Below are 26,443 nucleotides of genomic sequence, written 5' to 3' on the forward strand. Positions count from 1 at the left end.
AAGCGATAACAAAAAACAGAATAGTAAAAATTAACAGGAAAGGCGACCAATGGAAAATACAACAGTTGTTCGGAGAGTTGGCAGAGCGGTTAGACCGCCTGCCCGATGCAGACGAGGTGCGGCGCAATCCGTTAAGGAGCGCACCCGCAGAGTTAACGGAAATGGTTTTTTAAATCACAGCTTCCTCCCGTTTTGGACTTTTTCAGGTAACCGGGAGCGGATAGCAAGGGAGTATTTCAGCTCCCTTGCCAATCTCTGCAAGCATTACAACTTAGCTATACCACAAAGCTGTTTATCTTTTCCGCAGGATATTTTTAGCACTTGGCAGGACGTAGAAAAACAGGTGCGGGAAGTTGACCGGGAACATCATTGCATGATTTTACAGGATAAGGGAAAACAGGCGGTTTTATCGGTGGTCAAGACCTTTGATTTGAGCCAATGCCTGTTTTATATCCCTGTACGGGCCTACTGGAATTGGTCGCAATGCGTTAAACACGAGCGCATCACCGAACTGGTTACCGTCTTGTTCGCTTATCTGCACCAAGTGGTAGATATACCCTTTTACGCCGAGAACGGCAGTTTTATGGATTACCAATATGATACGTTAGAGCAATGGATAAGTGAAGCGGAGGACGAGGGTAACAATGACGAGGAACAAAAAGAATGGCGGCAGGAGCAGGAAGATACCCTTTACGAGTTGAGACGGGCAGGCGGTCACATCATGCCCATTATCAAAAACCCCGACTGGTTGAATAAGATGGAGGGGGTTATTTCCAATTACCATCATCAAGACAAATGGGAACTGGAATGGGAATTACTGGCTATTGAGTTTTTACAGCTTTATCACCAATATCCAAAACGCTCCCTGCCTGAATGTATCCATCGAGATTTGGTTTATCCCGACGAGGACGAGCGCATCACCTGCTATCAATATACAGGCTTTTATTGGAGCGGTAAGGATTGTTTCAGAGATGAACTCAACGAATTGATTAATTCCAATTTTCAGGAAATGCGTGTAATGGATGAACCCACAGCGGTGTATTTCTTTGATACGATGCCGGAGCCTGACCGCAAGGATTTTGATTTCGAGACCCGATTGTTCGATTTGATGGAACGCTTACGGGATTTACTAAATGATTACGACCATGAAGAACATTACCCAACAGTTTAACAGCGGCTTTGCGCCGTTCAAAGCCCTGCTGATTTACAGGCATGATAAGGAGGAGCAAATCAACCAGTTTCAAAGGGACGAAAAGGAAACCCATATCTACGTGGAAAGCTACGATATTGGAAAAAGCGGTCAGCCGATTAATGCCCATCCGTTGAGCCAAAGCGAAATGATTGCCTTAGCAGACCTTTTACAAACCTCAAAAGAACTGCAAAGCAGTTACCTCAAAAGTAATGGTTTGTTACCGCAGAACGTCTTGTATATCAATCAGCAGGCTAACGGCTATGCGGTATGGTACACGCCACCGCAGGAAGTGAACTTGTTTTTTGTGGATAGCCTGCATATACCAACAGGCAAATTTAATATCCCTGCCATGCTTTGGAAAGCTAATGCGGAACGTTTGACGGTATATGCTTTAAAAGGGAAAGCCAAACCAACTGAAAATACCAAACTTTGCCATGCGCCTTACCTCAATATTTATGCGGGTGGGCAGGTCTGTATGGGGACGGTACAGATCAATATTGGCAAAAGCACCTGTTTAGAGGATTTTATGCAAACATGGGAGCGGTATTTCTTTAACAGCAATTTCAGCCATTCCATTAATGGCAACAACAGCACCAAATCCAATACCACCGATTTGTGGCGTTCCCTTGCGGGAACAGGTCAGCAATTCCCGCAAAACGAATTAATCCAAACCAATTTAACCCTTAAACAAATCATCACATGAAAACTAAAAAAACAGATAAACCTGCTGTACACATTATACAAAAGGAATTGTTACAGCCCTATAACCCTGTTACCGTTAATTTAATTGGTGCAGGCGGTACTGGTGGTCAGGTATTGACCGCACTCGCAAGAATGAACCATGCGCTTATCGCTTTAGGCCATGCAGGATTATTTGTCAGGGTATTCGATGATGATACCGTTGATACCGCCAACCTCGGCAGGCAGTTGTTTACTACAGCCGAATTGGGGCAACCCAAATCAGTTGCTTTGATTAACCGCATTAACCGTTTTTTTGGCACAAACTGGAAAGCCGAAACTTTGCGTTATGATAAGCAATCCATAACGGATAGGGATTTAGCCAGTGCGGTAATTACCATATCCTGCGTGGACACCGTAGCCGCCCGTTACGAAATAGCAGGGATATTAAAATCCCTCGCTAAAAACTATGGTGGACGTAACCAGGTCAAATACTGGATGGATTTTGGCAACAGCCGTTCCAGCGGTCAGGTCGTTTTGTCCACTTTGGAAAAAATAAAACAACCCGCTTCTGATTTATACAGAACAGTTGAAAACCTGCCATTGGTTACCGATGAATTTAAGGAACTGCTGTTATCGTCCGAACAGGCTGACAATACGCCGAGTTGCTCGCTGGCCGAAGCACTCACCAAGCAGGATTTGTTCATTAACTCTGCTTTAGCAAATTGTGGCGCATCCCTATTATGGCAATTATTTCGGGAGGGGATTTTATTCAACCGTGGGTTTTTCCTGAACCTGAAAGATTTTAGAACACAGCCGCTTAAAGTGGCTTAACAGCACAATTATGAAAATCACAGATTTAAACGGCTTTGACCTCGAAATAGATAACTTGCAACTGGCCATTATGCAGGCCGATGATTACCGCTATTATGCACACCTAAATCCTGAACACCGATTAGCGGATGAGCGATTGCAAAGCTATTGGGAAGATATTTATCAAAAATTAATACAATTACAATCATGAATTACATAGTTATAGAAATGCATGGTGGTGCAGAATACGCCATCATCGTAACAGACGAGAACGGACAAAACAAAGTATTTGAAGAACGACAAGAAGCCGAGGCAGAAGCTGCCGACTGTCAGGACGGTATCGTTATTGAACTTTAAAATAATTTGGCTCCCCACCGGGGAGCCTTTTTTCGCCCCGTGTTTTGCCTGTTGATTGTTTTTAGCGGTGCAAAACACGGGGCGCTGCTATGGGCTGACTGCTATAAAAACTCCTCTTAACCGGATATGTTTTGCCAGCTTACAACGTGGTATTTTGTCCTTTTCTCATTTTCAGATCCGCCATAGATCAGCGTCTTATTCACCTTTGCGGGAGCGGCAATTTCTTCAAACCGGTCCATTTCTTTAAACAAACCAGTGCTAATAGTTTGTGTGGCCTTTATCTCGAAAATGGAAAAGTTCTGACCCTCTTTCATGAGCAGATCAACCTCATGCGCGTTGCTATCCTGCCAAAAATAATAGTCCTGATGTAAGTATAAATGCTGGTTCTGTTTTTGATATTCTGCCAGGATCATGTTTTCAAATATGTGCCCTTTCAGTCTGTTCTCTTCCAATTCTTCAGTAGTTCTTGTTCCTAACAAGTGATTTAAAAGACCGGTATCATAAAAATATAATTTAGGGCTTTTGATCAATCGTTTATTGAAGTTCTGGTGGTAAGGCTGCAAAAGAAATACGATATAACTGCTTTCAAGTATAGAAAGCCAGGCTTTGGCGGTGTTATGTGATATATCGCACTCATTAGCCAGGGCACTAAAATTCAGCAATTGTCCGGCACGACCGGCACACAAACCTAAGAAGGTGCGAAATAGCTTAAGATCCCTTATATTCATTAATTCTGTCACATCTTTTTCTATGTATGTCTGAATATAATTCGCATAAAAAATAGCCGGATCAATATCTCTGTCAAATATGGCCGGATAGAATCCTTTGATACTCGCCTGTGTGTACGAATTTGCTAATAGATCCTGTTGTTTTAACTCTGTAAAGTCTAAAGGCAGTAATTTGAATAAAGCAACCCTACCTGCCAGCGTTTGAGTAATGCTATTTAAAAGATGAAAATTTTGAGAGCCTGATAGGATATATTGTCCCATCATTTTAGATTCGTCAACTCTGCCTTGTATGTAAGAAAATAGTTCCGGCACCCGCTGCACCTCGTCAAGAATAACTTTCTGATCATACTGATTTAGAAAACCAATAGGGTCATCCAACGCAAACGAGCGGGTATTGGGGTTTTCAAGGCTTACATACCTGTAATCACTGAACAACTCTTTTAACAAAGTGGTCTTTCCCGACTGTCTTGGACCGGTAACAGCCAATACCGGAAATTTGCTTGTTTGAGCCTTTATAATAGGCGCGATTTGTCTTTGAATAAACTTGCTCATAACTATAAATCTAAGCAAAAATAAAGATTACTTACAATTTACATAATATAAATTTACAAAATACATAACAATTACTTACAATTTGCATAATAAACACACTATGTTTATATCTTGGCAATTCGATTACTAGCTGATAATCATGATTACCTGAAAAGCACTGATCGGGAACATGCGCCTGGTGACGTATTGAGGTGAATTTAAAAAATAGTATTCCTTAATTAATTCTACATTACGATACGTGATGCTAAATTCAATCATTAAACCTCATATTTGCAGTTAATGATGGAATAACAAACATAATTTATTAGATAAAGCATTGTATTGTTGTAAAATAATTGTATTATTGTTGATAAAAGCAAGCATTAATACCATTAAAAGCATTTAGTGATGGAAAAAACTAACACGGATTGGTATGCCATGAGCGATCAGGGCATTTTAACCCTCATCGGCCAGTTCATACAGGAAAGCCGTTTACAGCAAAATAAAACTCAGCAACAAGTCGCGGATTCCGCCGGAATCAACCGTTCCACCGTTGGCCAGATCGAAAAAGGGAATGGCGGTACACTACTTTCTTTATTGCAGATCTTAAGAGTATTGGGCCAATTACCTATACTGCGAACTTTTGAAGTAGAACAAAAAGTAAGTCCCTTAGCTTTAGCTAAGCTGGATCAGCAGAAAAGACAAAGAGCGAGGAATAACAACAATGATATCCCCAACACTAAAGTTAACTGGTAATGATCAATAGTGCATTTATAAATCTTTGGGATGAGCGTGTTGGCGCAATAGCATGGGATGCTGATAAGGGAGTGGCTAATTTTGAATTTGAACCTGCCTTTTTACGCAAAGGTTTGAATATTGCCCCGCTAAAAATGCCTGTTAATGCTGCAAACGGAAGGATCTTTTCATTCCCCGAATTACGAGAAAGCCAAACCTTTAAGGGATTACCCGGACTGTTAGCGGATGTTTTACCTGACCGCTATGGAAATACCCTGATCAATGCCTGGCTGGCAAGGGTTGGCCGCCCTGCGGATAGTATGAACCCGGTAGAAATGTTATGTTTTATCGGTCAACGTGGTATGGGAGCGCTGGAATTTGAACCTGTTGAACCAAAAGGCAGGAACACCTCTACCAAGTTAGAAGTAGATAGCCTGGTTGAAATATCGGAAGCTATACTATCGGGTAGAAAAGACTTTCATACAGACCTTTCCAAAGATGAGGAAAAGGGATTGCTGGACATTTTAAAGATCGGCACCTCCGCCGGTGGTGCCAGGGCTAAGGCTGTTATCGCGTACAATCCAAAAACGGGTGAAGTCCGAAGTGGACAAGCCGAAGCACCAAAGGGGTTTACTCAATGGCTCATTAAATTTGATGGGGTGCATGATGCGCAATTCGGCACCTCAAGGGATTACGGGCGTGTTGAGATGGCTTACCATTTAATGGCGGTGGCCTGCGGCATTGAAATGACCGAGTGCCGGTTATTGGAAGAACATGGACGGGCACACTTTATGACCAGGCGGTTTGACCGCATCCCGGATAAGGGCAAGGTTCACGTTCAAACCTTTTGCGCTATACAGCATTTTGATTTTAGCCAGGTAGGTTCCTACAGCTATGAGCAACTTTTCCAAACCATGCGTTCTTTAAGACTTGATTATCCGCAGGCTGAGCAAATGTACCGCCGGATGGTTTTTAATGTTTTGGCGAGAAACTGTGACGACCATACCAAAAACTTTGCCTTTACGATGGATAAAAACGGGCAGTGGGCATTAGCCCCGGCTTATGATATTTGCCACGCCTACCGCCCGGACAGCCCTTGGGTCAGCCAGCAATCGTTAAGTGTCAATGGAAAAAGACAAGGTATAGACCGTAAAGACCTATTGGAAGTAGCCCGGCAAATGACCATTAAAAAGCCCGATGAGATCATCAGGCATATAGAAGATGCCTTAAAATCATGGCCGGATTTTGCGGTACAATGCCATGTGGAAACAACGTTACAAAAGGCAATAGCCGAGACCTTTGTATCTGTCTGAATAACAAGTTGACAGACCGTAGCAACAGTTATTGACCTGATGCTACCTTTTTAAATCAGCCATTCATTTTTGTTTTACACGACTGCATTTTGCAAGCGTATCCACTGGTAGCCTTGGTTGGGCTCGAACCTGGAACCATAATTTTAAATTATAGGGAAAACCGATATTTTTTAGTATTTTTGAGTATGCTTGAGAGGTAGGATACCAGCATGGCTACCATAGCCATGAAAATACCATTTAAGTGATTGAATATCAGCGATATTATAAGATACAGGAATAGCCCAGGTGGGCGCACTCTGGTAAACAAACAAGCCTTCCCTAACAGGAAGGTTTTTTTGTGTGTGTATGTTTGAGGATCGCTTTGACATACAGCGCATTAAGGCTAGATTGGTATTTTAATACTAACAGAACAAATAATTTGCATCATATTGCCGATCCGTGCCGGTCATTATTATCCAACTTATGCTGGAGCATGACAGACACGATCTACCATGACAAACCGAATTTATCTTTCAGCCAGCCGCACTGTTTCCTGTTCCGTCATCGGTTAGTTTATGCCCCATAATTATCTATTTCCTCCTGACCTTTGCACGATATAAAGAACGACATTGACTCATTGAACATAAACTGCCGTCCTGCATCAAAGAGGTTGATCCTTAATCCGTTAATACTAATTGATCCTGACATTACCCAATGCGTTGGGAATGGTGAGCCATGGCCAATACTTTTTCAAGATAATTTCTGAATTTTGGAAAATAGAGGTATACAATTACATGGCCTCTTCGGCCTTACCATCGAACCACAAAAATGGGGTAATGTTCTGATTCGATTTTAAATTACTCATAATTATTAAATTTATTAACATACTAAATAATTATTTCGAAACAATTAATCTGTCTTGTAGTTCAAACATCAGTTAATACTTGCAGTAAAATGAAATTATGCGTATCGCCCATCTTATATTAACCTATACAGACCCGTACCAGACTGAAAGGGCAATAAAAAACATGTGGCATGCTGATTTCGACTTTTATATACATGTGGATAAAAAGTTTGATATTAAACCGCACCTGTTTTTAAAGGAGATTCCTAACGTATATTTTATATGTGATAGGGTGGATGTTAAATGGGCCGGATTCAACACGGTATTGGCTACCTTTAAATGTATAATGGAGATTGTTGAAACGGGAATTAAGTATGATTTTATAAACTTTTTAAGCGGACAGGACTATCCCCTGAAATCTGCATTAGAATTGTGGGATTTCTTTTTTAAAAATATTGGGAAGGAGTTTTTAAGTTACCGGGATATTAAAAATGATTGGAAAGAGGGTTTGCTAAGAATGGAAAAATATTATTTTACTAATCTCAACTTTAAAGGGAAAACCTTTTTGGAAAAAGTTGTAAATTTTATAATGCCAAAACGCAAAATCCCTTATGATTTGCATCCTTACGGCAAATCAATGTTTTGGATGTTAAGCCCTGACGCTGCCATGTACGTTGCACATAGGGTTCAAAACGATGTTAAATTGGTTAATTTTTTTTCACTGTGTTGGGGTAGCGATGAATTTGTTTTCCAAACAATTCTGTTAAATTCTCCCTACAAGAACAATATAGTGAATGAAAATTACCGTTATATTGATTGGTCACTGGGCGGTGCAAGTCCTAAAATTCTTGACGAAAGCGATTTTCATTCTATTAGCAAATCAAACATGCTTTTTGCAAGAAAGTTGAATTTTCCTCAAAGCACAAAACTTGCTGATATGATAGATACTTATTTGTTGAAGCTTAAATAGTTTATGGCCTATATTATTAATTTATTAACATTTAAGGACACACGCGGTACATTAACGGTATTGGACCAGGTAGTAAATTTTGAGATTAAGCGACTGTTTTATATTTATAATGTTGATTATTCCAATCGCGGAGGTCATCGGCATCACGAAACTCATCAGGCTGTTATATGTATTCAAGGCTCCTGTAAGATAATTAATGACGATGGAATCAAACAAGAAACGTTTGTGTTAGATTCGCCCGAAAAGTGTTTAATAATAAGGCCCGAAGACTGGCATATAATGCATGATTTTTCTACAGATGCTATTTTATTAGTATTGGCATCAACAGCATTTGATCCTAAAGATTATATTTATGAGCCCTACAATCACACCTTATGAAGATCTAAGGTTACTAAACCAACCTTTTGAAAATCAATTTAAACAAAAATTAAATAGTTTTTTAGAAGAAGGGTGGTACATTTTAGGCAAGGAGGTTGCGCTATTTGAAAAAGAGTTTGGTGAATATCATAATGAAAAGTATGTTGTAGGCGTGGCCAACGGCCTGGATGCGCTTATCCTGTCTTTAAAATGCTGTAATTTCGAAAAAGGCCGCGAGGTAATTGTTCCGTCAAATACTTATATAGCGACAATTTTAGCTATATTGCATTGTAATTTGATCCCGGTATTAGTAGAACCTAACATTCATACCTATAATATCGACCCCGAAAAAATTGATGCGGCTATAACAATTCATACTGTTGCTATAATGGTTGTGCATTTGTATGGGCAATGCTGCGATATGGCTGCAATACAATCAATCGCTGAAAAATATAAAATAAAAATAGTTGAGGATTGTGCTCAAGCTCATGGCGCTACCTATAAAGGGAAGTTAGCAGGCACGTTTGGCGACTTTGCCGCTTTCAGTTTTTACCCTACTAAAAATTTGGGGGCATTAGGCGATGCCGGAGCTATTATTTGTAAATCAGACACAGATTACGAGGTGCTTAGACAGCTACGCAATTATGGCTCTGGCCAAAAATATCATAATAGTTTAATTGGTTATAATTCAAGATTAGATGAAATTCAGGCATCATTTTTAAGAGTAAAACTTCCTTATCTCAACCAAATAAATGAGCACAAAAACAAACTTGCATTGATCTATCTGGAACATTTAAACGATGTATTTATTAAACCCCTGGTAAAGCCCAATTATTATAATGTGTACCATATATTCAATATAAGGCATCCTGATCGAGACAAGATCAGGGCATACTTGTTAGAAAATGGCATTACGACCGAAATACATTACCCTATTGCCCCGCATAAGCAAACGGCTTTAAAAGCAATGAATCATTTAAATTTCCCCATTTCATCAGAGATACACCAAACAACTTTGAGTTTGCCTTGCTCTTATATACATAGTGTTGAAGATGTTCACAACGTAATAAAGATTTTAAACAAGTTTAATTGAGCGACTATGTATTATTTGATAAAGGAAATGGTTCCCTCTATATTTCATACTTTAAAATGGTACAGCTTTAAATATGGGTGGAAAGGTGATTACAAAACATATGAAGATGCTAAGGCTCAATGTGCCGGTTACGACGAGGATCATATTTTACAAAGAATTATTGATACAACCAACAAAGTTAAAAACGGAGAAGCCGTTTATGAACGTGATGGTATTATTTATGATGAAATCAAAGAAAATTTTCATTTATTGAGCACGCTTTTACTTATTGCAGGCAAAAATAATAATAAGCTTACCTTTATTGATTTTGGTGGCTCACTCGGAACTTCATACTATCAAAATATAAGTTATTTATCGCACTTAACTCAATTAAACTGGTGTATTATTGAGCAGCCAAAATTTGTTGACGCCGGAAAAAAGGCTTTTGAAAACGAGCATGTTAAATTTTACAATTCTTTAGAGGATTGCCTGGCTGTGCATCCACATCCGGATTTAGTATTGTTTTCAAGTTCATTACAATATATGAGCGATCCCTATAAGGTCTTAAAAGTTATTCAGTCATTCAAGATTCCTTATATTTTAATTGATCTTATCGGCTATAATGACAAAAAGCAGGATAGAATAACTATTCAGCATGTTCCGCCGGTTTTTTACGGCATTGAGGCATCTTATCCGTGTATGTTTATCAATCGGGATAAATTGGAAGCTCAACTATCTGAAGTTTATAATAGGGTATTTGACTTTATTGTTGAATCAGAGAAATATTACATTGGTTTAAAGCCCTTTAAATACGAAGGCTCGTTATGGCATATTAAGACGTTGACTGATACCAATGTTCAATGAATGAAGTAATATACTAAGTTGGTTAGAGTAGAAGACTCATAATCTTTTGGCCCCTGGTTCGAGCCCAGGTGGGCGCACAAATTAAACCCTCTTAGTTTTACTAAGAGGGTTTGTTGTTTTGGCTGTAAAAATTTCTTTAAGCTCCCGCTACCAATAAATTCTTAACTATCAAATTGTGGGTGTCCCTGGTACTTAAGTGCGCACTTGCATGCCGATGCCTGTGTAAAGCAGTTTTGCAAAGGCCTGAAAATATCGGAAATTAACCCTCTTGTGGGAAATGCCGGCAGAATTTTATTTTAACCTGCTGCTTTTAGTTACCCGTTCTATTACCGCAGCCAGTTCATCAAGCTCAAATGGTTTAGCCAAATAAGCGTCAGCTCCGGCACTTTGCGCTAATGAGGCGATGTCGGCATTAGCTGAAAAGTAAATTACGGGCACTTGCCGGTACCTGACCGAATTTTTTAGGGTTTGGGTAGCGATAATCCCGCCCTGGTTAGGAATCCAGTTATCCATGAAGATGACTTCCGGGTTAATATTCGCCAGTTTGTCCAGGATATGGTCGCAGTCGGTAAAGGTATATACTGTCCAGCCCTGTTCGGTCAGGATATAGGAAAAAATGGTGAGTATATCTTCCTCATCATCAAAGATGGCCAGGGTTTTTCCTACAGATTCGTTTGCTAAAGACATCATAAGGGAGTTGGAAAAAATCAGACGACAGCTTTTGTTTTTACAATCGGCATGGTGAACAGGAAGCAGGTGCCTTTATTAAGTTCGCTTTCTACCCTAATCGTGCCGCCATGCATGTTTACAAAATCTTTTACTAATAATAAGCCCAGGCCGGTACCCTTTTCTTTACTGGTACCCAGTAAAGAGGCGGCACTTACCTGGCCAAACAGCATTTCGCGGGTTTGGGTTGACATGCCCACTCCGCGGTCCCGGATGCAAAGTTCTATCATCCCATCGCTGGCCGTAGCGGTTACAGCAACACTCTCGCCCCCGGCGGGCGTGTATTTTATAGCGTTAGTTACCAGGTTTTGCAGGATGGAGCGGAACATCAGCGCATCGGCGTGGATATACAGGTCCTCGGCCACCTGGTTCTCAAGCATGATCTCCTTCTGCTGCGCATTTTCCCGGAGAAGTTCCAGCGACTCGTTAACATATTGCCGCAGGTGCAACTCATGAGGGCTGAAGTTGGTCTTTTCGCGCTGCTCCTTGGCCCAATCTACCAGTTCATTCAACTGGTCTAATATCTTATGCGATGTACGGTGAATAATACTGGCGAACATTTTAATCCGCTCGGGTTGCAGCTTTTCAGCATCGCGCGAGAGATTTTCGGAGGTGGCCAGCAGCGCTGTTAGCGGGTTACGCAGGTCATGCGAGATAACCGATAAAAACTTGTCCTTTGACAGGTTCAGCTCCTTTAATTCCTGGTTGACGCCTTCCAGTTGCAGGGTGCGATCCAATACCCGCTGTTCCAGGCCCTGGTTCATTTGAATGAGTTCCTGGTTAATGGCCTGCAATTTTTCTTCCTGGCGTTGCAGTAGCTGGTTCTTACGGTACAGCTCAGTAAACACAGCTACTTTTGACCGCAGCATTTCAGGATTGAACGGCTTGCGGATAAAATCTACCGCGCCTGCTTCGTAACCTTTAAATACGGCGGCTTCTTCGTAATCGTGTGCAGTGATAAAAATGATGGGGATCTGCCGCAACTTATCACGCTCATAAATGAGCGCCGCGGTTTCGTAGCCATCCATAATGGGCATTTTTACATCCAGCAGGATCAGCGAAAAGTCTTCCTCCCTCAATAAAAGGCGCAAGGCTTCCCGTCCTGAGGTAGCTCTGTAAAAAGTATATTTTTCCTTATCCAACACAACCTCCATTGCTAACAGGTTGTTTTCGTTATCATCTACAAGGAGTATTCTTGTTAGTGGTTCTTCTGACATCTGCGTTTCGGCTATAGCGTTTGGTTCCATTATTATTTTATTTGATCAGCCACACCCGCATTAGGGCTAATAACTGCTCGGTTTTCACGGGCTTGGTAATATAATCTGACGCGCCGGACGAGATACATTTCTGCCGGTCGCCAATCATCGCTTTCGCGGTCACCGCAATAATAGGCAGGCTCTTGTTCCGCTGTTCCTTGCGGATGATCTGTATGGTTTCATAGCCATCCATTTCCGGCATCATGATATCCATCAGCACAATATCAATGCTCTTGTCATTGTTCAATATTTCCAGCGCTTCGCGCCCGCTTTCGGCTGTTACGACGTTAATTTTAGAGCGCTCAAACACAGCGGTCAGCGCAAACAGATTGCGTACGTCGTCATCAACTACCAATACTTTCCGGTTATCCAAAATATCTTTGGTATCCCTGATACTGTTGATCATTTTTAGCTTGCTTTCACTGATATATTTTTTATCAATATGCAGTGTAACCAGTATCTCTTCCAGCAAGTGTACATGAGAGTTAGGGGTTTTGGTAATGATTTTATGGTTAAGGCGTTTTAACTGGATCAACTCGTCCTGGGTAAAGTCGCGGGCCGAATGCAGTAAGATCAAGGTTTGCGACTGCTTAAGCAGGTTAATCTTATTCAGCAGTTCCATGCCGTTGGCATCAGGCAACACGTAATCCAATACAATGCAATCGAACAACTCCTTTTTCAGTACCGACAGCGCTTTTTGCGCAGTGGTTGCACTAAACACTTCGATCCGGTCGTTAGCCAGCAATTCAGTTACGCGCTGTAGTTCCTCTTCATTGTCCTCAATAACCAATACTTTTCTTTTGGCGTACTGGTGGAAGTTAACTATCCCCGAAATCAGTTCGGCCAGTGAAGTATTGGACAGTGGTTTAAGGCTGAACGATTTGGCACCAGACTTTAAAGCCAGGAGCTTGTTATCCTCGCCCGAGATTATATGTATCGGGATATGCCTTAAATTGATATCAGTTTTTAATAACTTCAAGATCTTCCAGCCATTAGACTCGGGCATGTTTACATCCAGGGTTATGGCGACGGGGTTGTATTTGATAATACTGTCAAATATCTCCAGGTAGCTTATTGCTACCACCACCTTCAGGTTAAGATCATGCGCCTTGTCGATGAGTATTTTGGTAAAGCGGATATCATCTTCTATAACCAGCAATACCCGATCTTCGGCCACAATATTGTGGCGGTCATCATCTATGGCCAGTTCGGCAGTATCAATAAGGTTGGTGCGTTGGTGCGCAGCCGGATAAACCTCTTTTACTTTAACCGGTGCCGATTTTTCTTCATTGTATTTCAGCGGCAGATAAAGCGTAAACGTACTGCCTTTGCCTAATTCACTGCCTACGGTGATAGTACCGCCCAATAGTTCGGCGAAACCTTTACTGATGGATAGCCCCAAACCTGTACCGCCGTATTTACGGCTGGTTGAACCTTCGGCCTGCTGGAAGGCCTCGAAAATGATGCCCTGGGTGTTTTTAGAAATACCGATACCGGAATCTTCGATAGAAAAGGCAATGACCGAATCATTTGGACTAAGCGGGTTTTCCTGTCCGGGGGCAGGCCGGAAGATACTTAGTTTCACGCGGCCCTTTTCTGTAAACTTAAATGCGTTTGATAATAGGTTTTTTAAGATCTGGTTAAGGCGCTGCATATCTGTTTCCATCAGTTCGGGCAGGCCATCCTCCATCCCGATCTCGAATTTAAGGTTCTTCGCTTCAGAGATCGGTTTAAAAGTAGATTCAACAAACGCGGTAATCTCTTTAAAACTTACCGGCATAACATCCGCAGCAATAACACCCGATTCGATCTTAGAAAGATCAAGGATATCATTGATCAGCTGGATCAGGTCATCGCCGCACGAATGGATGGTTTTTGCAAACATTCTTTGTTTCTCGGTTAAGTTACCTTCGGGATTTTCAAATAGCTGCTGTGCCAGTATCAATAAGCTGTTAAGCGGTGTACGCAACTCATGCGACATGTTGGCCAGGAACTCAGACTTGTACTTAGATGTCAGCGTAAGCTGCTCTGCTTTTTCTTCCAGCGAGCGCCCTTTATCATGCAACTCATCATTCGCGCGCCTTAACTCTTCCTGTTGTGCCGAAAGCTCGCCCGCCAGCGATTGCGACTGTGATAACAGCTCCTCAGTACGGGTATTGGTTTCGATATTGTTCAACACGATACCGATACTCTCGGTTAACTGATCCAAAAAGTCGATATGCGTATCACTAAAGTTTTCAAAAGAGGCCAGTTCAATAACCGCTTTTACATTATTTTCAAACAGTACCGGTAGTATCACCAGGTCGATAGGAGCGGCGTTACCAATACCCGAGCTGATCTGCAGGTATTCATTAGGCACATTAGCCAGCCTGATACGCTCCTTATCGGTTGCGCACTGGCCTACCAGTCCTTCACTTAACGAGAATTCCTGGTCTATCAGCTTGCGGCTCCTTTGCGCGTAGCCGGCAAATAGTTTCAGTTTAGGTTCGTCAGATAGTTCAGGCTGCTCTAAGATATAGAATGCCCCATAGCGCGCGTTTACCAGCTCTGCCAGCTCTGATAATACTTTGTTAGCCACCGCGTTGCGGTCGCGCTGGCCCTGCAGCATCTGCGCAAACTTGGCAAGGTTGGATTTTAGCCAATCCTGTTCGTGGTTACGCAGGGTGGTGCCTTTAAGATTGGCAATCATCTGGTTAATGGTATCCTTCAACGCTTCCAACTCGCCTTTTGCCTCCACGCGGATGGTCCGGGTCAAGTCGCCCTTGGTTACTGCCGATGCAACTTCGGATATGGAACGCACCTGCACGGTTAAGTTTTGTGCCAGCTGGTTTACGTTCTCCGTCAAATCTTTCCAGGTACCTGACGCGCCCGGCACACTGGCCTGGCCACCCAAACGGCCCTGCACACCCACCTCACGGGCCACTGTAGTTACCTCATCGGCAAATACCGCCAGGGTGTCAATCATTTCGTTAATGGTATCGGTTAACTGCGCCACCTCGCCCAGGGCGTTAATGGATAAGCGCTGTTTTAAGTTTCCTTTGGCAATACCGGTTGCCACCTTTGCAATACCCCGGATCTGCCCGGTTAAATTGGAGGCCATCTGGTTTACCGAATCCGTTAAATCCTTCCAGGTACCGCCTACACCTTTTACGTGCGCCTGGCCGCCCAGTTTACCTTCGGTACCCACCTCGCGTGCCACACGCGTTACTTCGGATGCGAACGAGTTTAACTGGTCCACCATCGTGTTGATGGTGTTCTTCAGGTCCATAATCTCGCCTTTTACGTCGATGATTACCGTTTTAGAAAGGTCACCGCTGGCCACCGCTTTGGTTACTTCGGCAATGTTACGCACCTGCGAGGTTAAGTTACTGGACATCTGGTTTACAGAATCCGTTAAATCCTTCCAGGTCCCGGCTACGCCCGGCACAAACGCCTGGCCGCCCAGGTTACCGTCGGTACCCACCTCGCGCGCCACGCGCGTTACTTCGGATGCGAAACCACGCAGCTGGTCAACCATGGTATTAATGGTTTCTTTTAACTGCAGGATCTCGCCGCGCACGTCAACCGTAATTTTTTTGGATAAGTCGCCGTTGGCTATCGCGATGGATACATCGGCTATGTTACGCAACTGGGCCGTTAAGTTACCCGCCATTTTATTTACCGAGTCGGTTAGATCCTTCCAGGTACCATCCACACCCGGCACATTGGCCTGGCCGCCTAATTGCCCTTCAGATCCCACCTCGCGTGCCACCCGCGTTACTTCGGATGCGAAACCACGCAGCTGGTCAACCATGGTATTAATAGTGTCTTTCAACTCCAACAACTCGCCTTTGGCATTTACGGTAATCTTACGCGAAAGGTCACCCTTGGCCACGGCCGTAGTTACCTCGGCAATGTTACGTACCTGCGAGGTCAGGTTATCGGCCATTTTATTTACCGAGTCGGTTAAATCTTTCCAGGTACCGCCTACACCCGGCACGTTGGCCTGGCCGCCCAGCTGCCCTTCCGAGCCAACCTCACGTGCCACCCGCGTTACTTCGGAGCCGAATGAGTTGAGCTGATCCACCATCGTATTGATCGTGATCTTTAGCTCCAGCATTTCACCCTGTACGTCAACCGTAATCTTTTTGGATAAGTCGCCCTTGGCCACCGCGGTGGTTACTTCGGCTATATTACGCACCTGGCCGGTTAAGTTACCCGCCATCTGGTTTACAGAATCTGTTAAATCTTTCCAGGTACCACCTACACCCGGTACGTTGGCCTGACCACCCAATTGCCCTTCCGAACCCACCTCACGCGCCACCCGCGTTACTTCGGACGAGAAGGAGTTAAGCTGATCCACCATCGTGTTGATGGTGTTTTTCAGCTCCAGCAACTCGCCTTTGGCATCCACCGTTATCTTCCGGGATAAATCCCCTTTTGCTACCGCGGTGGTTACCCCGGCAATGTTACGCACCTGGTCGGTAAGGTTACTGCCCATCTGGTTTACAGAATCGGTCAAATCCTTCCAAACCCCGCCTACACCTTTTACACGGGCCTGCCCGCCCAGTTTACCCTCGGTACCTACTTCCAGTGCCACCCGTGTTACTTCGGAGGCGAACGAGTTTAGCTGATCCACCATGGTATTAATGGTTTTCTTCAGCTCCAGCATTTCGCCTTTTACGTCAACCGTAATCTTTTTAGAAAGGTCACCATTTGCTACCGCGGTGGTTACACCCGCTATGTTACGCACCTGCGAGGTAAGGTTACCCGCCATACGGTTTACAGAATCTGTTAAATCTTTCCAGGTACCCGCAACGCCGGGCACCTTGGCCTGGCCGCCCAGTTTACCTTCGGTACCCACCTCCAGCGCCACCCGCGTTACTTCGGATGAGAAGGAGTTTAGCTGATCCACCATCGTATTGATGGTGTTTTTTAGTTCCAATATCTCGCCTTTAGCTTCCACCGTAATCTTTCGTGAAAGGTCACCCTTGGCCACCGCGGTGGTTACCGCCGCTACGTTACGAACCTGCGCGGTAAGGTTACCCGCCATCTGGTTTACCGAATCGGTCAGCTCGGCCCATACACCGGCCACACCTTTAATTTTTGCCTGCTCGCCCAGCTTACCTTCTGATCCTACCTGTCGTGCAACGCGGGTTACCTCCATCGAGAATAACTGCAGCTTTGAAAGCATCTGGTTTGATTCCTTGGCTATCCGCAAAAATTCTCCTTTTAGCGGATGGCCTTTGATCTCCAACGGGATATGCTTGGAAAGGTCGCCGTTGGCTACCGAGTTGATCATGCCGGCAATCTCTAACGTCGGCGAGGTCAGGTCCTCAATCAGGTTATTTAAGGAGCTTACACCGTTGGCCCATTCGCCTTTAGCATCGGTAAGCGTTATGCGCTTGGATAGGTTTCCCTTTTTACCGATCGTTTTTTCGGCCGAGGAGATCTCGGCCACAAAACGCTCGTTCATGTCAATAATTTCGTTAAGTACCTCGCATATCCGGCCATTAATGCCTGCCTGGGTTACCGGCATACGCACATCCAGCTTGCCGTTTTTTACCAGCGACAATACTTTTAATAATTCTTTCAGGTCAAGAGAATCAGCAGGATTAAGTTCGGTCACTTGGGTCCCGGCTAATACTTCATTTAATAAAATATCGTCCTTCATTTGGGGTTAGGTTATTTTGTTGATCGTAAAAATTGCGCGATATACTAATTTTATATTTGTAAAAACTAAACTGTATTAGCTTTAAAAAAGCCGGGTAACCTTGATTTATGTATACGTAGTTATTTTATTACGTAATTTTATACGTAGTTATTGTATAGGTGGTTATTGAAAAAAAAGACTAAAAAATCCCCGGCACGTGCAAATTATCGATGTATAGCCTGTACGAAACAACGGTGATAATTATTTTGTTTTAAGCAATTATATTTTTTTGGTTAATATTTTTCGGTAATAAATATAAGGCATCGATGCAGGATATGCAAGGCAAAATGAGAGGGGGGATCTATTTATCCCGGTTTAGTACACGGGTAGGCGTAGCTGTATAGGGCCGAAGCTATAAAAACTTCAGCGGGCAGGTTAATTTTAAACTGTGGCAGTGTTATTATTCAAACTGTAGTTCCCACTTATCTTCGCCGGCATCTACAACCCTAAAAATTCGTCTTTCAACCGACTGGCTGCCGTCGGCCGAACTGAGGCGCACAACATCATGATCATGAAACTCTTCTGTTTTTGACACCATAATAGCGTTTACGCCATGCGGATCGCCGGGGACTGTTAAAATTTTCATATGATTTACGGTTTATATAATCAGCTAACAACGCAGGGTTAAATAAGTTTTTGTTGTTTTTGGGTGGCTGGAACCTACCCGAAGGGCTTAAGAAAGTAGGTCCGATTTGTGATTGAGCGGGTTGCCGGGGGTACCGATCTCAACAACTTTGGTGCCGCCGGCATTCACAAATCCTTTATACCCAAATGTAGTAGTAACATAATGACCGGTACCCTCACGTACAGTATTCAGATGTTTTGCCTGCAAAGGATCTTGGCTGAGTATATAGAGCTCGGGTTTCGACCAGGTTTTTTTCATGTAATTTTTTTTAATGGAAATCGACTGTAATTTGCAAGTAATATGCAACATTTCAGTTAATTATTTATTGCTTTTAACTAAAATTTTCTTATTATGAAATGCACTCGCGCCAAATCTAATTGTTAACCGTCAAATATTTGGTAATATTGAAATAGCATTATCGCGCCAAAACCCGGATCATGAAAAAATTAATAGCTGCATTTGTATTACAAGGTTAGATCAAAGGGAGGCTGACGTGAAAGACGGCCCCCTTGGTGGTATTGTCGTTGATGCGGATGGTGCCCTGATGTTGCTCGACCAGCAGCTTGCAGATGTATAAACCCAGGCCGGTGGTGGTTTCGCCCGAGGTGCCCGGTCGGCCCGCCGGCGTGAATTTCTCGAAGATGGAAGCTTTCAGTTCCTCCGGGATGCCTATGCCCCGGTCGGCGATGCTGACGATTAATTCGGCCCTGGTATTTTCGGCGGTTACAGTAATCTGGTCGCCGGGGTAACTGAATTTTATGGCGTTGCTGAGCAAATTGCCGAACACCCGCTGCAGGTGCACGGCATTGCCGGATACGGTAGCCTTTGTTGCTTTAGGTACATGCGTAAGGGTAATATTTTTTTCGGTAAGCGCCAGCTTAGCCTGCGTATAGCAGCGTTCAAGAATTTCATTAACATTCACTTCATTATATTGAACAACGCTTTCAGTTAGATATTCTGATTCCAGGAACAGGTTAAGCAGTTCCAGGATATAATCGACAGACTGACGCGAATAGCCTATTAGCTCTTTATTTTCCTGTTTTTTTATATTGTCGGCCAGCAGGTTATTGATGGTGTAAATATTTGTTAAGGGGTTTCGCAGGTCGTGCGCCAGGCCCTGGAGCTGCCGTTGGTTATATAAACTTACCCGCTGGTAATAATTTAAAATATCTTCGCGGCAAATGATACCTGAAAAGACGCTGCCCTCGTTAACCGGTAAAGCCTCGCAGAACGATTCGTTCATGATGGCCAGCACTTCGGACACTTTTTGAGTGGGATATACCGTAGGTTTAAGCTTGACACAGTCGGCTATTAAATTATAAGTGCTTGAGGCAACATCACCGGCGGTGATGATGCCGAATATTTTTTCGTCATCTAAAACCACAAGTGCGGGTTGGGTAGACAGGGCATGCCTTATAGACTCGACACCCTTGTAGGCATCGGCGGTTTCATATTGCCTCCGGAAGAGCTTATCGATGGTCATAGGTCCTCAATTTCAATTTCCGCCATCGTTATTTTTAATTTAAAATCTACTTTGATCAATTCGCCGTCTGATATAAAATCAAAAACCCTTTCCCTTAATATAGCGAGGATTTTTGTGACCGATAGTTTAGCGAGCAACCGCTTATTAATAAAAACCGCCTCCACCTTTTCGTGATCGACCTCAAACATCTCATAGCCGTTAGGCATCAGCATTTCGAACGATTTACGTAAGCCAAGTTTGCCCTGGCTGCCGTTGCGGCCCAAAATAAGGATGTCCTGGAAAGGAGGGAGCTTAATTTCCTGGAAACTAAGGTTGATAGTATACTTAAATGTGGGCTCTTTTATCATAAATCATTGGGTAATTTATTATGATTAGGTGGTTGATTTAATTGTTTTAAAGTTGCTGGAATAAAGCAGGTATAAACGGGTGCTATCCGGGTATATGTGGGTACCGTAATTGCAAATCGTGATATTGACAGTGTATCTTCCCGCGTACCGCGCCAAAACCATAAAAACACCTTATTTAAAAACGTTTTATATTGAATATATAAATTATGTGCCATGCGAAGGTTAAGGTATTTGCAATATCGATTTTTACACGGTTAAAAATACTAACTTTTAGTCACTCCTTTTAAGAATAATGATATTCTTACATTATTTAAACAGTGTGTTGTTTCACTAAACTTATCACGCCGCCAAAATAAGCAATTTTCATTTGTTTGAGCATCAGTACCTAACAGGTAAATTGAACGTCAAAATACTTACTTAAAAGTTGTTTGATTTTTGTTTCACCCTGAAACAAAAAGCCTGTTTCAATCCCCAAAAAACTATCATTTTACAATTATTTGATTATCAGTCACAAATAGTAAAATAATGTGTAAAAATCATGACGTATAAGTTGTTTCATTTTGTTTCATCGGTTTTTGGCAAATTTCTTATTTTCAAGCTGTTAAGTCGAAATCCTGTTTCACTTGTTTCATTTGTCTCGCGTTTTTGTGAAACAAAACAAGCACGCCAAACACTATCATATCTGCCTTTGCCAACGCCTCTTTTTTTATTAGGTTTGTATATGACCAAATCCCCTTTGCAATTTGCGGTACGCCTGTTTGGTGGTATGCTGCTGGTAGTGATGTCGTTAAGTTTCAAGGCATCGGCTCAAAACGTTTATAATTTCACCAGTGGGCTTTCCATAAGGGTTAGCGCCAATTATAACCGGGCGGCGTTTTACCAGGACGCGTTGGCGTACGCCCTGTATACGGCCACCGTTAAAACCCCGGCAGAGGGCGCTACCCTGGGTACAAACCCCGACCAAAAATGGACGAAGGTAACGGCTGACACTGCTAAGAAATTCAGACTGCGGGGCGGCGAGGGCAGCTATCTGTACTTCGGCTACGACTCGCCAAAGGAACAGGTGGCCATATTAAACTTTAGCGGTAACAGCGCAGTCTTCGTAAACGGCCAGCCGCACATGGGCGACCCATACAGTTTTGGCTGGATGAACATTGTAGTTAAACTAAAAAAGGGCCGTAACGATTTCTTCGCCCGCGGCAGGGTAGTGCAGGGCAGCCTGACGTTCCCCGATAAACCGGTATTACTGGACGTAAGGGATGCTACCAGGCCGATTATCCCGGCAGGCAGCGGCACGGCTAAAATGAAGGTGGGTGTAGTGGTTATTAATACTACCGCCTTAAGGCTTACCAACCTGCAAATTGTAAGTACGCTGGGCGGCAAACAGGCCCGGAGCACACTGCAAGCCATCCCCGCTTACGCTACCCGTAAGGTTTATTTTGATATTGACGGCACCACTATACAGGGGAAAGGCATGAACGATTGCGCGCTTGAACTGCAGCAAAACGGAAAGTTAATTGACAGGGCCACCCTTAAAATTGAAGGCGTAACCAAAGGCGATAAATACAGCGAAACGTTTGTGAGCGCTATTGACGGCAGCCTGCAATACTACTCGGTAGCGCCACAGGTTGGCGGCCAGGTGGATGGGGCGGCGCTGTTCTTTTCGGTACACGGTGCAGGGGTTGAGGCTATTAACCAGGTAAGGGCCTATAAATCTAAAGACTGGGGCAACCTGGTTAGCCCTACCAATCGCCGCCCGCGTGGCTTTAACTGGGAAGACTGGGGCCGCCTTGACGCGCTGGAGGTATTGGCCATAGCCAAAAACGAATTTAAACCCGACCCGCAGCATATTTACCTTACCGGCCACTCGATGGGTGGGCATGGTACCTGGTTCCTGGGTGCCACGTACCCGGATAAATGGGCGGTGATTGCGCCATGCTCGGGTTACCCTACATTGAAAACTTATGGGTCGGCAGATGGGATCATCCCGGATACCAGCTCGACCGCCTTCGGCAAGCTGCTGTTAAGCGCAAGCAACCAAAGCGATGTGCCCAAACTGGCGCAGAACTACAAGCAGGTAGCTGTACATATCTTACATGGCGACGCGGATGAAACCGTACCGGTAATGTTTGCCCGGCAGATGAAGCAGTTGTTAGCCGGTTTCCATGCCGATTTTCAGTATTACGAGTACCCGGGCGGCTCGCATTGGTGGAGCGATGAGGCGGTGGATTTTCAGCCGATATTTGATATGTTTAAAAGGCATACCATACCAAAGGATAATGATATTAATGTGATTGACTTTACGACGGCCAGTCCTGGGATATCGGCCTCCAACCATTGGGCAACGATATACCAGCAAGTGGTGCCGTTCCTGTACAGCAGGATACAGCTAAAAAGGAATAATAAATCAAGCACCATATCAGGCACGTCAGAGAATGTCGAGCTGCTTAAGCTAAAGCTTTCAGGCTTTGACAAAGGCCGGACCGTGAATGTTATGCTGGATGACCTGGCCGCAATTAAATACACCACGCTAAGCAATAATGACAGCATCTACCTAAAAAAAGCCGATAAAGAATGGAAGCTTGTTGACCAGCCTGATCTGCATGACAAAGGCCCGCACCGCAACGGTTCGTTTAAAGAGGGCTTTAATAAAAACCTGCTATACGTATATGCCACCGGTGGTACCGTGCAGGAGCAGCAATGGGCCATAGGTAAGGCACGCTATGATTCCGAGAGCTGGTATTACCGCGGTAACGGGGCTTTTGATATCATCAGTGATAAGGAATATTCGAAAGCTAAATACCCGGGCCGCAATGTGGTGCTGATAGGCAATGCTAATACCAACGCTGCCTGGAAAACCTTGCTGAGCGATTGCCCGGTATCGGTAGCCAACGGCAGTATTAAAGTAGGCACCAAACAGTTTACCGGTACCGACCTTGCCGCTTACTTTGTTTGGCCGATGGCAGGCACCGCCGATAACACGATAGCCGTAATTGCCGGAACAGGCATTGAAGGTATGAACGCTGCCAATGCCAACCAGTACTTTACCGGTGGCAGCGGCTTTGCCGATATAATGGTGTTTAGGTTAGGTATGTTAAAGGATGGGATAAACCAGGTTGTGCATGCAAGCTTTTATGATAACCAGTGGAAGGTGCAATAGTAACATGCTTTTTAAAAATATAGGTGTTAGGGGATGTATGCTGATACTGATCTTGTCGGCCTTTGGGGTAGCACAGGCGCAGGATAAGATAGCCTGGATAAGGCCCGAAACAGCATCGGGCAGTAAAACCTGGGGGATACATAACGGCATTGTATTTAGCATATGGCCCAACGGCGTTGAGACTGGTGATAAAGGTACCGGTGGCCCGCGGGGGTTAATAAGGGTAGGCTATGAGTACGGGGGCAAGGTATACCTCATCAATTATATCGCCATTGAGCCTGTGGTTGATAGTAAGATGGAGTTTAGTGAGATCTCGCCCTCGGCTATTGATGGTAGATGGGGTAAGGTGTTTTGGGCAAGCGATAACGAAACGGATAATGCCTATAATCCCGCCAGTTTAAGCAGGGGCATCATATCTCACCCAGACCCTAACAAACCAGAGACAGAACAACTAACCTTATTTGTATTTACCGAACAGTTCTTAGACAAAGCCAACCCTTACCTCAAGCTAAGCATCCGCAGCGACCGGCCCGAAGAAATAGGTATTGAGCTATTTAATAAAGCAAACAGCGCCAAAATGGATAGATGCGCGCTTACCGCTACCATGGGTAACTATTCGCGCTTAAGGCTGTTGCACCTTAATAATGGGGTTATAGATTCCAGGAAACTGTATAGCGGGTATACAGGTATTGATTTTATTGAAAAAGAAGCCTATCCGATAGCTCAATTCCTGCGGCTTAAGGATGGCAGCCCCATCGCGATAGCAACATCAAGCGAAACCCTTGCAGAGTTAACCTCATGGCCCACTGACAGTGCTTACATTGCTAAACGGGGCTGGCGATATCGACCCAATTTTAAACTGACACAATACTGGCGTAAGGATGCCACAGGTTATGACCGTTCGACTGTAGTAAGGGTAAACGGACGGACAAAGTATTGGGCCGTAGCCAGTAAAGATCCCAAACAATATGTAGACCTGCCCGGCGGCCCTGCGTTTGAAAACTTTGAGTTGCGGGAGCCATATTACACCGGTCAGAAGTTTTATTATGGCCTTACCCGTAAAACTGTAGCAGAGCTAATTAAGCAATAAATGTTTAAATTGAACCACATTAAAAGCATTTAAAGCGATGTTAAAAATTATTAAAATTCCTATTACTTGTATTGTAGTCTGTTTATTATTAGCGATAGGTTTTTCGTCATGGAAGACCGGGGCTGCAACTATAGTTAAATACCAACAAAAAGATACCAGCCTGCGCGACGTAATTTACGGCAGCAATGTTAATGCCGATGGCAAACAGCAAAGCTTAATAATGGATATCTACTTTCCACCCAATGTAGCCCCCGGTAAAACCTATCCAATGGTGATGCTGATACATGGTGGTACATTCTTAAACGGAAGCAAAGGCAATCTAACCACACATTGTAAAGAACTGGCCGATTCAGGTTTTGTGGCAGTTTCTATAGATTACCGCCTGGGCTGGAATGCCCTAAGCGCCCTTGGCGGATGCGATAAAGTTGATGTAAATAGCCTGACGCTGGCTAATTATCGCGCCATACAGGATACTCACGCAGCTATGCGTTTCCTGGTAGCAAATGCCGGTCAGTATCATATAGATGCAAAATGGTTATTTATTGGCGGGGGTAGTGCAGGTGCTATTACCGCGCTTGATATTGCCTACGTAAACCAAAAATTTGCTAATGATAAGTTTGCTGTCGCCGTTACTGCTTTAGGCAATATTGATACAGCCAGCAATAAATACACTAACAAATTTAAAATAAAAGGCATTTGTGATATGTGGGGCGCTTTACCTGATTCTACACTCATCAACAAAAAAACCGCTTTACCAACCATATTTTACCACGGCACTGCCGATAAAACTGTACCATATGATAGGGGATATTACATGCCAAATTGCACACGTGTACCTGAGTTGTTTGGTTCGGCGTGTCTTTACAGGCAAATGGTAGCAGCAGGGAAGGTGGCAGTATTTAATACATCAATAGGTGGCAAGCATGGCCCTGTAGAGTTTACGGGTAAAGTTATAGCCAGTAATACAGCCTGCTTTTTTCACAAGGTGATGCAGGGGAAAGCTAAAGGCGGCGAATTTGATAAGGTGATTATGGGTTGCCACTAACAAACGCCGTGTTAACTACCTGTCATTTTTAGAAAATATGCGGATGGTTTTCATATACCTGCCCATATAATAAGTGTTAAGTGGAGTTTCTGTAACTCCCCAGGCTTTGCCCGATGTGGAATGAATAAACTTTAACCCTTCTTTAGGCTGGTTAATAATGATGCCCATATGGCCTATTTTACGGATGGTGCTGTCTGTGCCGGTAAATAGTATCAAATCGCCGGGTTTGGCATTTTTAAGGTCGACCTCGCGGCCCACATAATTAAAATCTGCGGATGTACGGGGCACCAATATCCCAAAGTGGTTAAACACATGGGTAATAAAACCCGAGCAATCAAATCCCTGCGCCGGGTCTATCGATCCATATTTATACGGGATACCAATAAGCGTATGCGCGAACCCTATAACTTGAACAGGTGTAGTACTGCCGGTAAGTATGTTGGTGTAGCGGTGCACACTATCAGCCTTGCTGACATCAAGCGGCGGATATATTTTCGCTTCGATAGGGTCCGGGCCGCTGCACGAAAATAGATTGATTAACAGGATGAACGCTAAATTATACATACGCATACTTACACTACGCAAA

At 43.7% G+C, this 26,443-nt stretch carries 23 protein-coding genes and 1 pseudogene; 14 read left to right on the forward strand and 10 right to left on the reverse strand.

Features of this window, described 5'->3' with window-relative positions:
- Positions 1 to 49 precede the first annotated feature (49 nt).
- From ABIB50_RS00345 to ABIB50_RS00365, 5 genes are read left to right on the forward strand one after another with little or no spacing between them, the layout of a single operon-like run.
- Positions 50 to 1,171: a hypothetical protein gene (locus tag ABIB50_RS00345; RefSeq protein ID WP_429376269.1), complete on the forward strand. Its 1,122-nt coding sequence runs from the start codon at positions 50 to 52 to the stop codon at positions 1,169 to 1,171.
- Positions 1,146 to 1,895 carry a PRTRC system protein B gene (locus ABIB50_RS00350; protein WP_429376271.1) on the forward strand — a complete coding sequence of 250 codons (750 nt, stop codon included), beginning with the start codon at positions 1,146 to 1,148 and terminating at the stop codon, positions 1,893 to 1,895. Before ABIB50_RS00345 ends, ABIB50_RS00350 begins: the two co-directional genes overlap by 26 nt.
- Complete coding sequence (locus tag ABIB50_RS00355; RefSeq protein ID WP_429376273.1) at positions 1,892 to 2,704, forward strand: PRTRC system ThiF family protein; 813 nt, start codon at positions 1,892 to 1,894, stop codon at positions 2,702 to 2,704. The genes ABIB50_RS00350 and ABIB50_RS00355 overlap by 4 nt, the downstream gene beginning before the upstream one ends.
- A gap of 10 nt (positions 2,705 to 2,714) precedes the next feature.
- Positions 2,715 to 2,894: a hypothetical protein gene (locus ABIB50_RS00360; protein WP_377130531.1), complete on the forward strand. Its 180-nt coding sequence runs from the start codon at positions 2,715 to 2,717 to the stop codon at positions 2,892 to 2,894.
- Positions 2,891 to 3,040: a hypothetical protein gene (locus ABIB50_RS00365; protein ID WP_377130530.1), complete on the forward strand. Its 150-nt coding sequence runs from the start codon at positions 2,891 to 2,893 to the stop codon at positions 3,038 to 3,040. The genes ABIB50_RS00360 and ABIB50_RS00365 overlap by 4 nt, the downstream gene beginning before the upstream one ends.
- Before the next feature lie 116 nt (positions 3,041 to 3,156).
- On the opposite strand, the gene ABIB50_RS00370 is transcribed toward ABIB50_RS00365, so the two are convergent.
- Positions 3,157 to 4,320 carry an ATP-binding protein gene (locus tag ABIB50_RS00370; RefSeq protein ID WP_429376275.1) on the reverse strand — a complete coding sequence of 388 codons (1,164 nt, stop codon included), beginning with the start codon at positions 4,318 to 4,320 and terminating at the stop codon, positions 3,157 to 3,159.
- Between the two features lie 387 nt (positions 4,321 to 4,707).
- Here ABIB50_RS00370 and ABIB50_RS00375 point away from each other — a divergent pair, with 387 nt between their 5' ends.
- A complete protein-coding gene (locus ABIB50_RS00375) occupies positions 4,708 to 5,055 on the forward strand; it encodes a helix-turn-helix domain-containing protein (protein ID WP_377130528.1) in 348 nt (115 codons plus the stop codon).
- A complete protein-coding gene (locus ABIB50_RS00380) occupies positions 5,055 to 6,347 on the forward strand; it encodes a type II toxin-antitoxin system HipA family toxin (RefSeq protein WP_429376277.1) in 1,293 nt (430 codons plus the stop codon). The genes ABIB50_RS00375 and ABIB50_RS00380 overlap by 1 nt, the downstream gene beginning before the upstream one ends.
- A gap of 486 nt (positions 6,348 to 6,833) precedes the next feature.
- Here the strand turns inward: ABIB50_RS00380 and ABIB50_RS00385 are convergent.
- Positions 6,834 to 7,070: pseudogene (locus ABIB50_RS00385) on the reverse strand (VOC family protein).
- A gap of 218 nt (positions 7,071 to 7,288) precedes the next feature.
- Here ABIB50_RS00385 and ABIB50_RS00390 point away from each other — a divergent pair.
- The 4 genes from ABIB50_RS00390 to ABIB50_RS00405 are packed head-to-tail and all read left to right on the forward strand — an operon-like array spanning position 7,289 to position 10,433.
- Complete coding sequence (locus tag ABIB50_RS00390; RefSeq protein WP_429376279.1) at positions 7,289 to 8,140, forward strand: beta-1,6-N-acetylglucosaminyltransferase; 852 nt, start codon at positions 7,289 to 7,291, stop codon at positions 8,138 to 8,140.
- Positions 8,141 to 8,143: 3 nt separating this feature from the next.
- Entirely contained in the window at positions 8,144 to 8,518 is a 375-nt protein-coding gene (locus ABIB50_RS00395) for a sugar 3,4-ketoisomerase (protein ID WP_429376281.1), read from the forward strand.
- On the forward strand, positions 8,493 to 9,590 hold the full coding sequence (locus tag ABIB50_RS00400; RefSeq protein ID WP_429376283.1) for a DegT/DnrJ/EryC1/StrS family aminotransferase: 1,098 nt from the start codon (positions 8,493 to 8,495) through the stop codon (positions 9,588 to 9,590). The genes ABIB50_RS00395 and ABIB50_RS00400 overlap by 26 nt, the downstream gene beginning before the upstream one ends.
- Positions 9,591 to 9,596: 6 nt before the next feature.
- A complete protein-coding gene (locus tag ABIB50_RS00405) occupies positions 9,597 to 10,433 on the forward strand; it encodes a methyltransferase, TIGR04325 family (RefSeq protein ID WP_429376285.1) in 837 nt (278 codons plus the stop codon).
- Between the two features lie 291 nt (positions 10,434 to 10,724).
- On the opposite strand, the gene ABIB50_RS00410 is transcribed toward ABIB50_RS00405, so the two are convergent.
- The 7 genes from ABIB50_RS00410 to ABIB50_RS00440 all read right to left on the reverse strand — a co-directional run bounded on the left by ABIB50_RS00410 (position 10,725) and on the right by ABIB50_RS00440 (position 20,562).
- Positions 10,725 to 11,123: a response regulator gene (locus ABIB50_RS00410; RefSeq protein WP_429376287.1), complete on the reverse strand. Its 399-nt coding sequence runs from the start codon at positions 11,121 to 11,123 to the stop codon at positions 10,725 to 10,727.
- 17 nt (positions 11,124 to 11,140) lie between these two features.
- Complete coding sequence (locus ABIB50_RS00415; protein ID WP_429376289.1) at positions 11,141 to 12,406, reverse strand: hybrid sensor histidine kinase/response regulator; 1,266 nt, start codon at positions 12,404 to 12,406, stop codon at positions 11,141 to 11,143.
- A 7-nt stretch (positions 12,407 to 12,413) separates the two neighbouring features.
- Positions 12,414 to 18,068: a HAMP domain-containing protein gene (locus ABIB50_RS00420; RefSeq protein ID WP_429376291.1), complete on the reverse strand. Its 5,655-nt coding sequence runs from the start codon at positions 18,066 to 18,068 to the stop codon at positions 12,414 to 12,416.
- A 439-nt stretch (positions 18,069 to 18,507) separates the two neighbouring features.
- Positions 18,508 to 18,693, reverse strand: coding sequence for a hypothetical protein (locus ABIB50_RS00425; protein ID WP_429376293.1), 186 nt, complete (start codon positions 18,691 to 18,693; stop codon positions 18,508 to 18,510).
- An 87-nt stretch (positions 18,694 to 18,780) separates the two neighbouring features.
- Positions 18,781 to 18,990: a hypothetical protein gene (locus ABIB50_RS00430; protein WP_429376294.1), complete on the reverse strand. Its 210-nt coding sequence runs from the start codon at positions 18,988 to 18,990 to the stop codon at positions 18,781 to 18,783.
- A 214-nt stretch (positions 18,991 to 19,204) separates the two neighbouring features.
- A complete protein-coding gene (locus tag ABIB50_RS00435; RefSeq protein WP_429376296.1) occupies positions 19,205 to 20,215 on the reverse strand; it encodes an ATP-binding protein in 1,011 nt (336 codons plus the stop codon).
- A complete protein-coding gene (locus ABIB50_RS00440; protein ID WP_429376298.1) occupies positions 20,212 to 20,562 on the reverse strand; it encodes a hypothetical protein in 351 nt (116 codons plus the stop codon). Before ABIB50_RS00440 ends, ABIB50_RS00435 begins: the two co-directional genes overlap by 4 nt.
- Positions 20,563 to 21,283: 721 nt before the next feature.
- On the opposite strand from ABIB50_RS00440, the gene ABIB50_RS00445 reads away from it, so the two are divergent.
- From ABIB50_RS00445 to ABIB50_RS00455, 3 genes are read left to right on the forward strand one after another with little or no spacing between them, the layout of a single operon-like run.
- Positions 21,284 to 23,722 (forward strand): alpha/beta hydrolase-fold protein, encoded by a 2,439-nt coding sequence (locus ABIB50_RS00445; RefSeq protein WP_429376300.1) that lies wholly within the window; start codon positions 21,284 to 21,286, stop codon positions 23,720 to 23,722.
- Positions 23,723 to 23,726: 4 nt separating this feature from the next.
- Positions 23,727 to 24,812 (forward strand): hypothetical protein, encoded by a 1,086-nt coding sequence (locus ABIB50_RS00450; RefSeq protein WP_429376302.1) that lies wholly within the window; start codon positions 23,727 to 23,729, stop codon positions 24,810 to 24,812.
- A gap of 37 nt (positions 24,813 to 24,849) precedes the next feature.
- Entirely contained in the window at positions 24,850 to 25,857 is a 1,008-nt protein-coding gene (locus ABIB50_RS00455; RefSeq protein ID WP_429376303.1) for a carboxylesterase family protein, read from the forward strand.
- Between the two features lie 15 nt (positions 25,858 to 25,872).
- On the opposite strand, the gene ABIB50_RS00460 is transcribed toward ABIB50_RS00455, so the two are convergent.
- Positions 25,873 to 26,427 carry a C40 family peptidase gene (locus ABIB50_RS00460; RefSeq protein ID WP_429376304.1) on the reverse strand — a complete coding sequence of 185 codons (555 nt, stop codon included), beginning with the start codon at positions 26,425 to 26,427 and terminating at the stop codon, positions 25,873 to 25,875.
- Positions 26,428 to 26,443 lie beyond the last annotated feature (16 nt).

This window comes from Mucilaginibacter sp. UYCu711 (assembly GCF_050433825.1).
In the GTDB taxonomy this organism is placed as follows: domain Bacteria; phylum Bacteroidota; class Bacteroidia; order Sphingobacteriales; family Sphingobacteriaceae; genus Mucilaginibacter.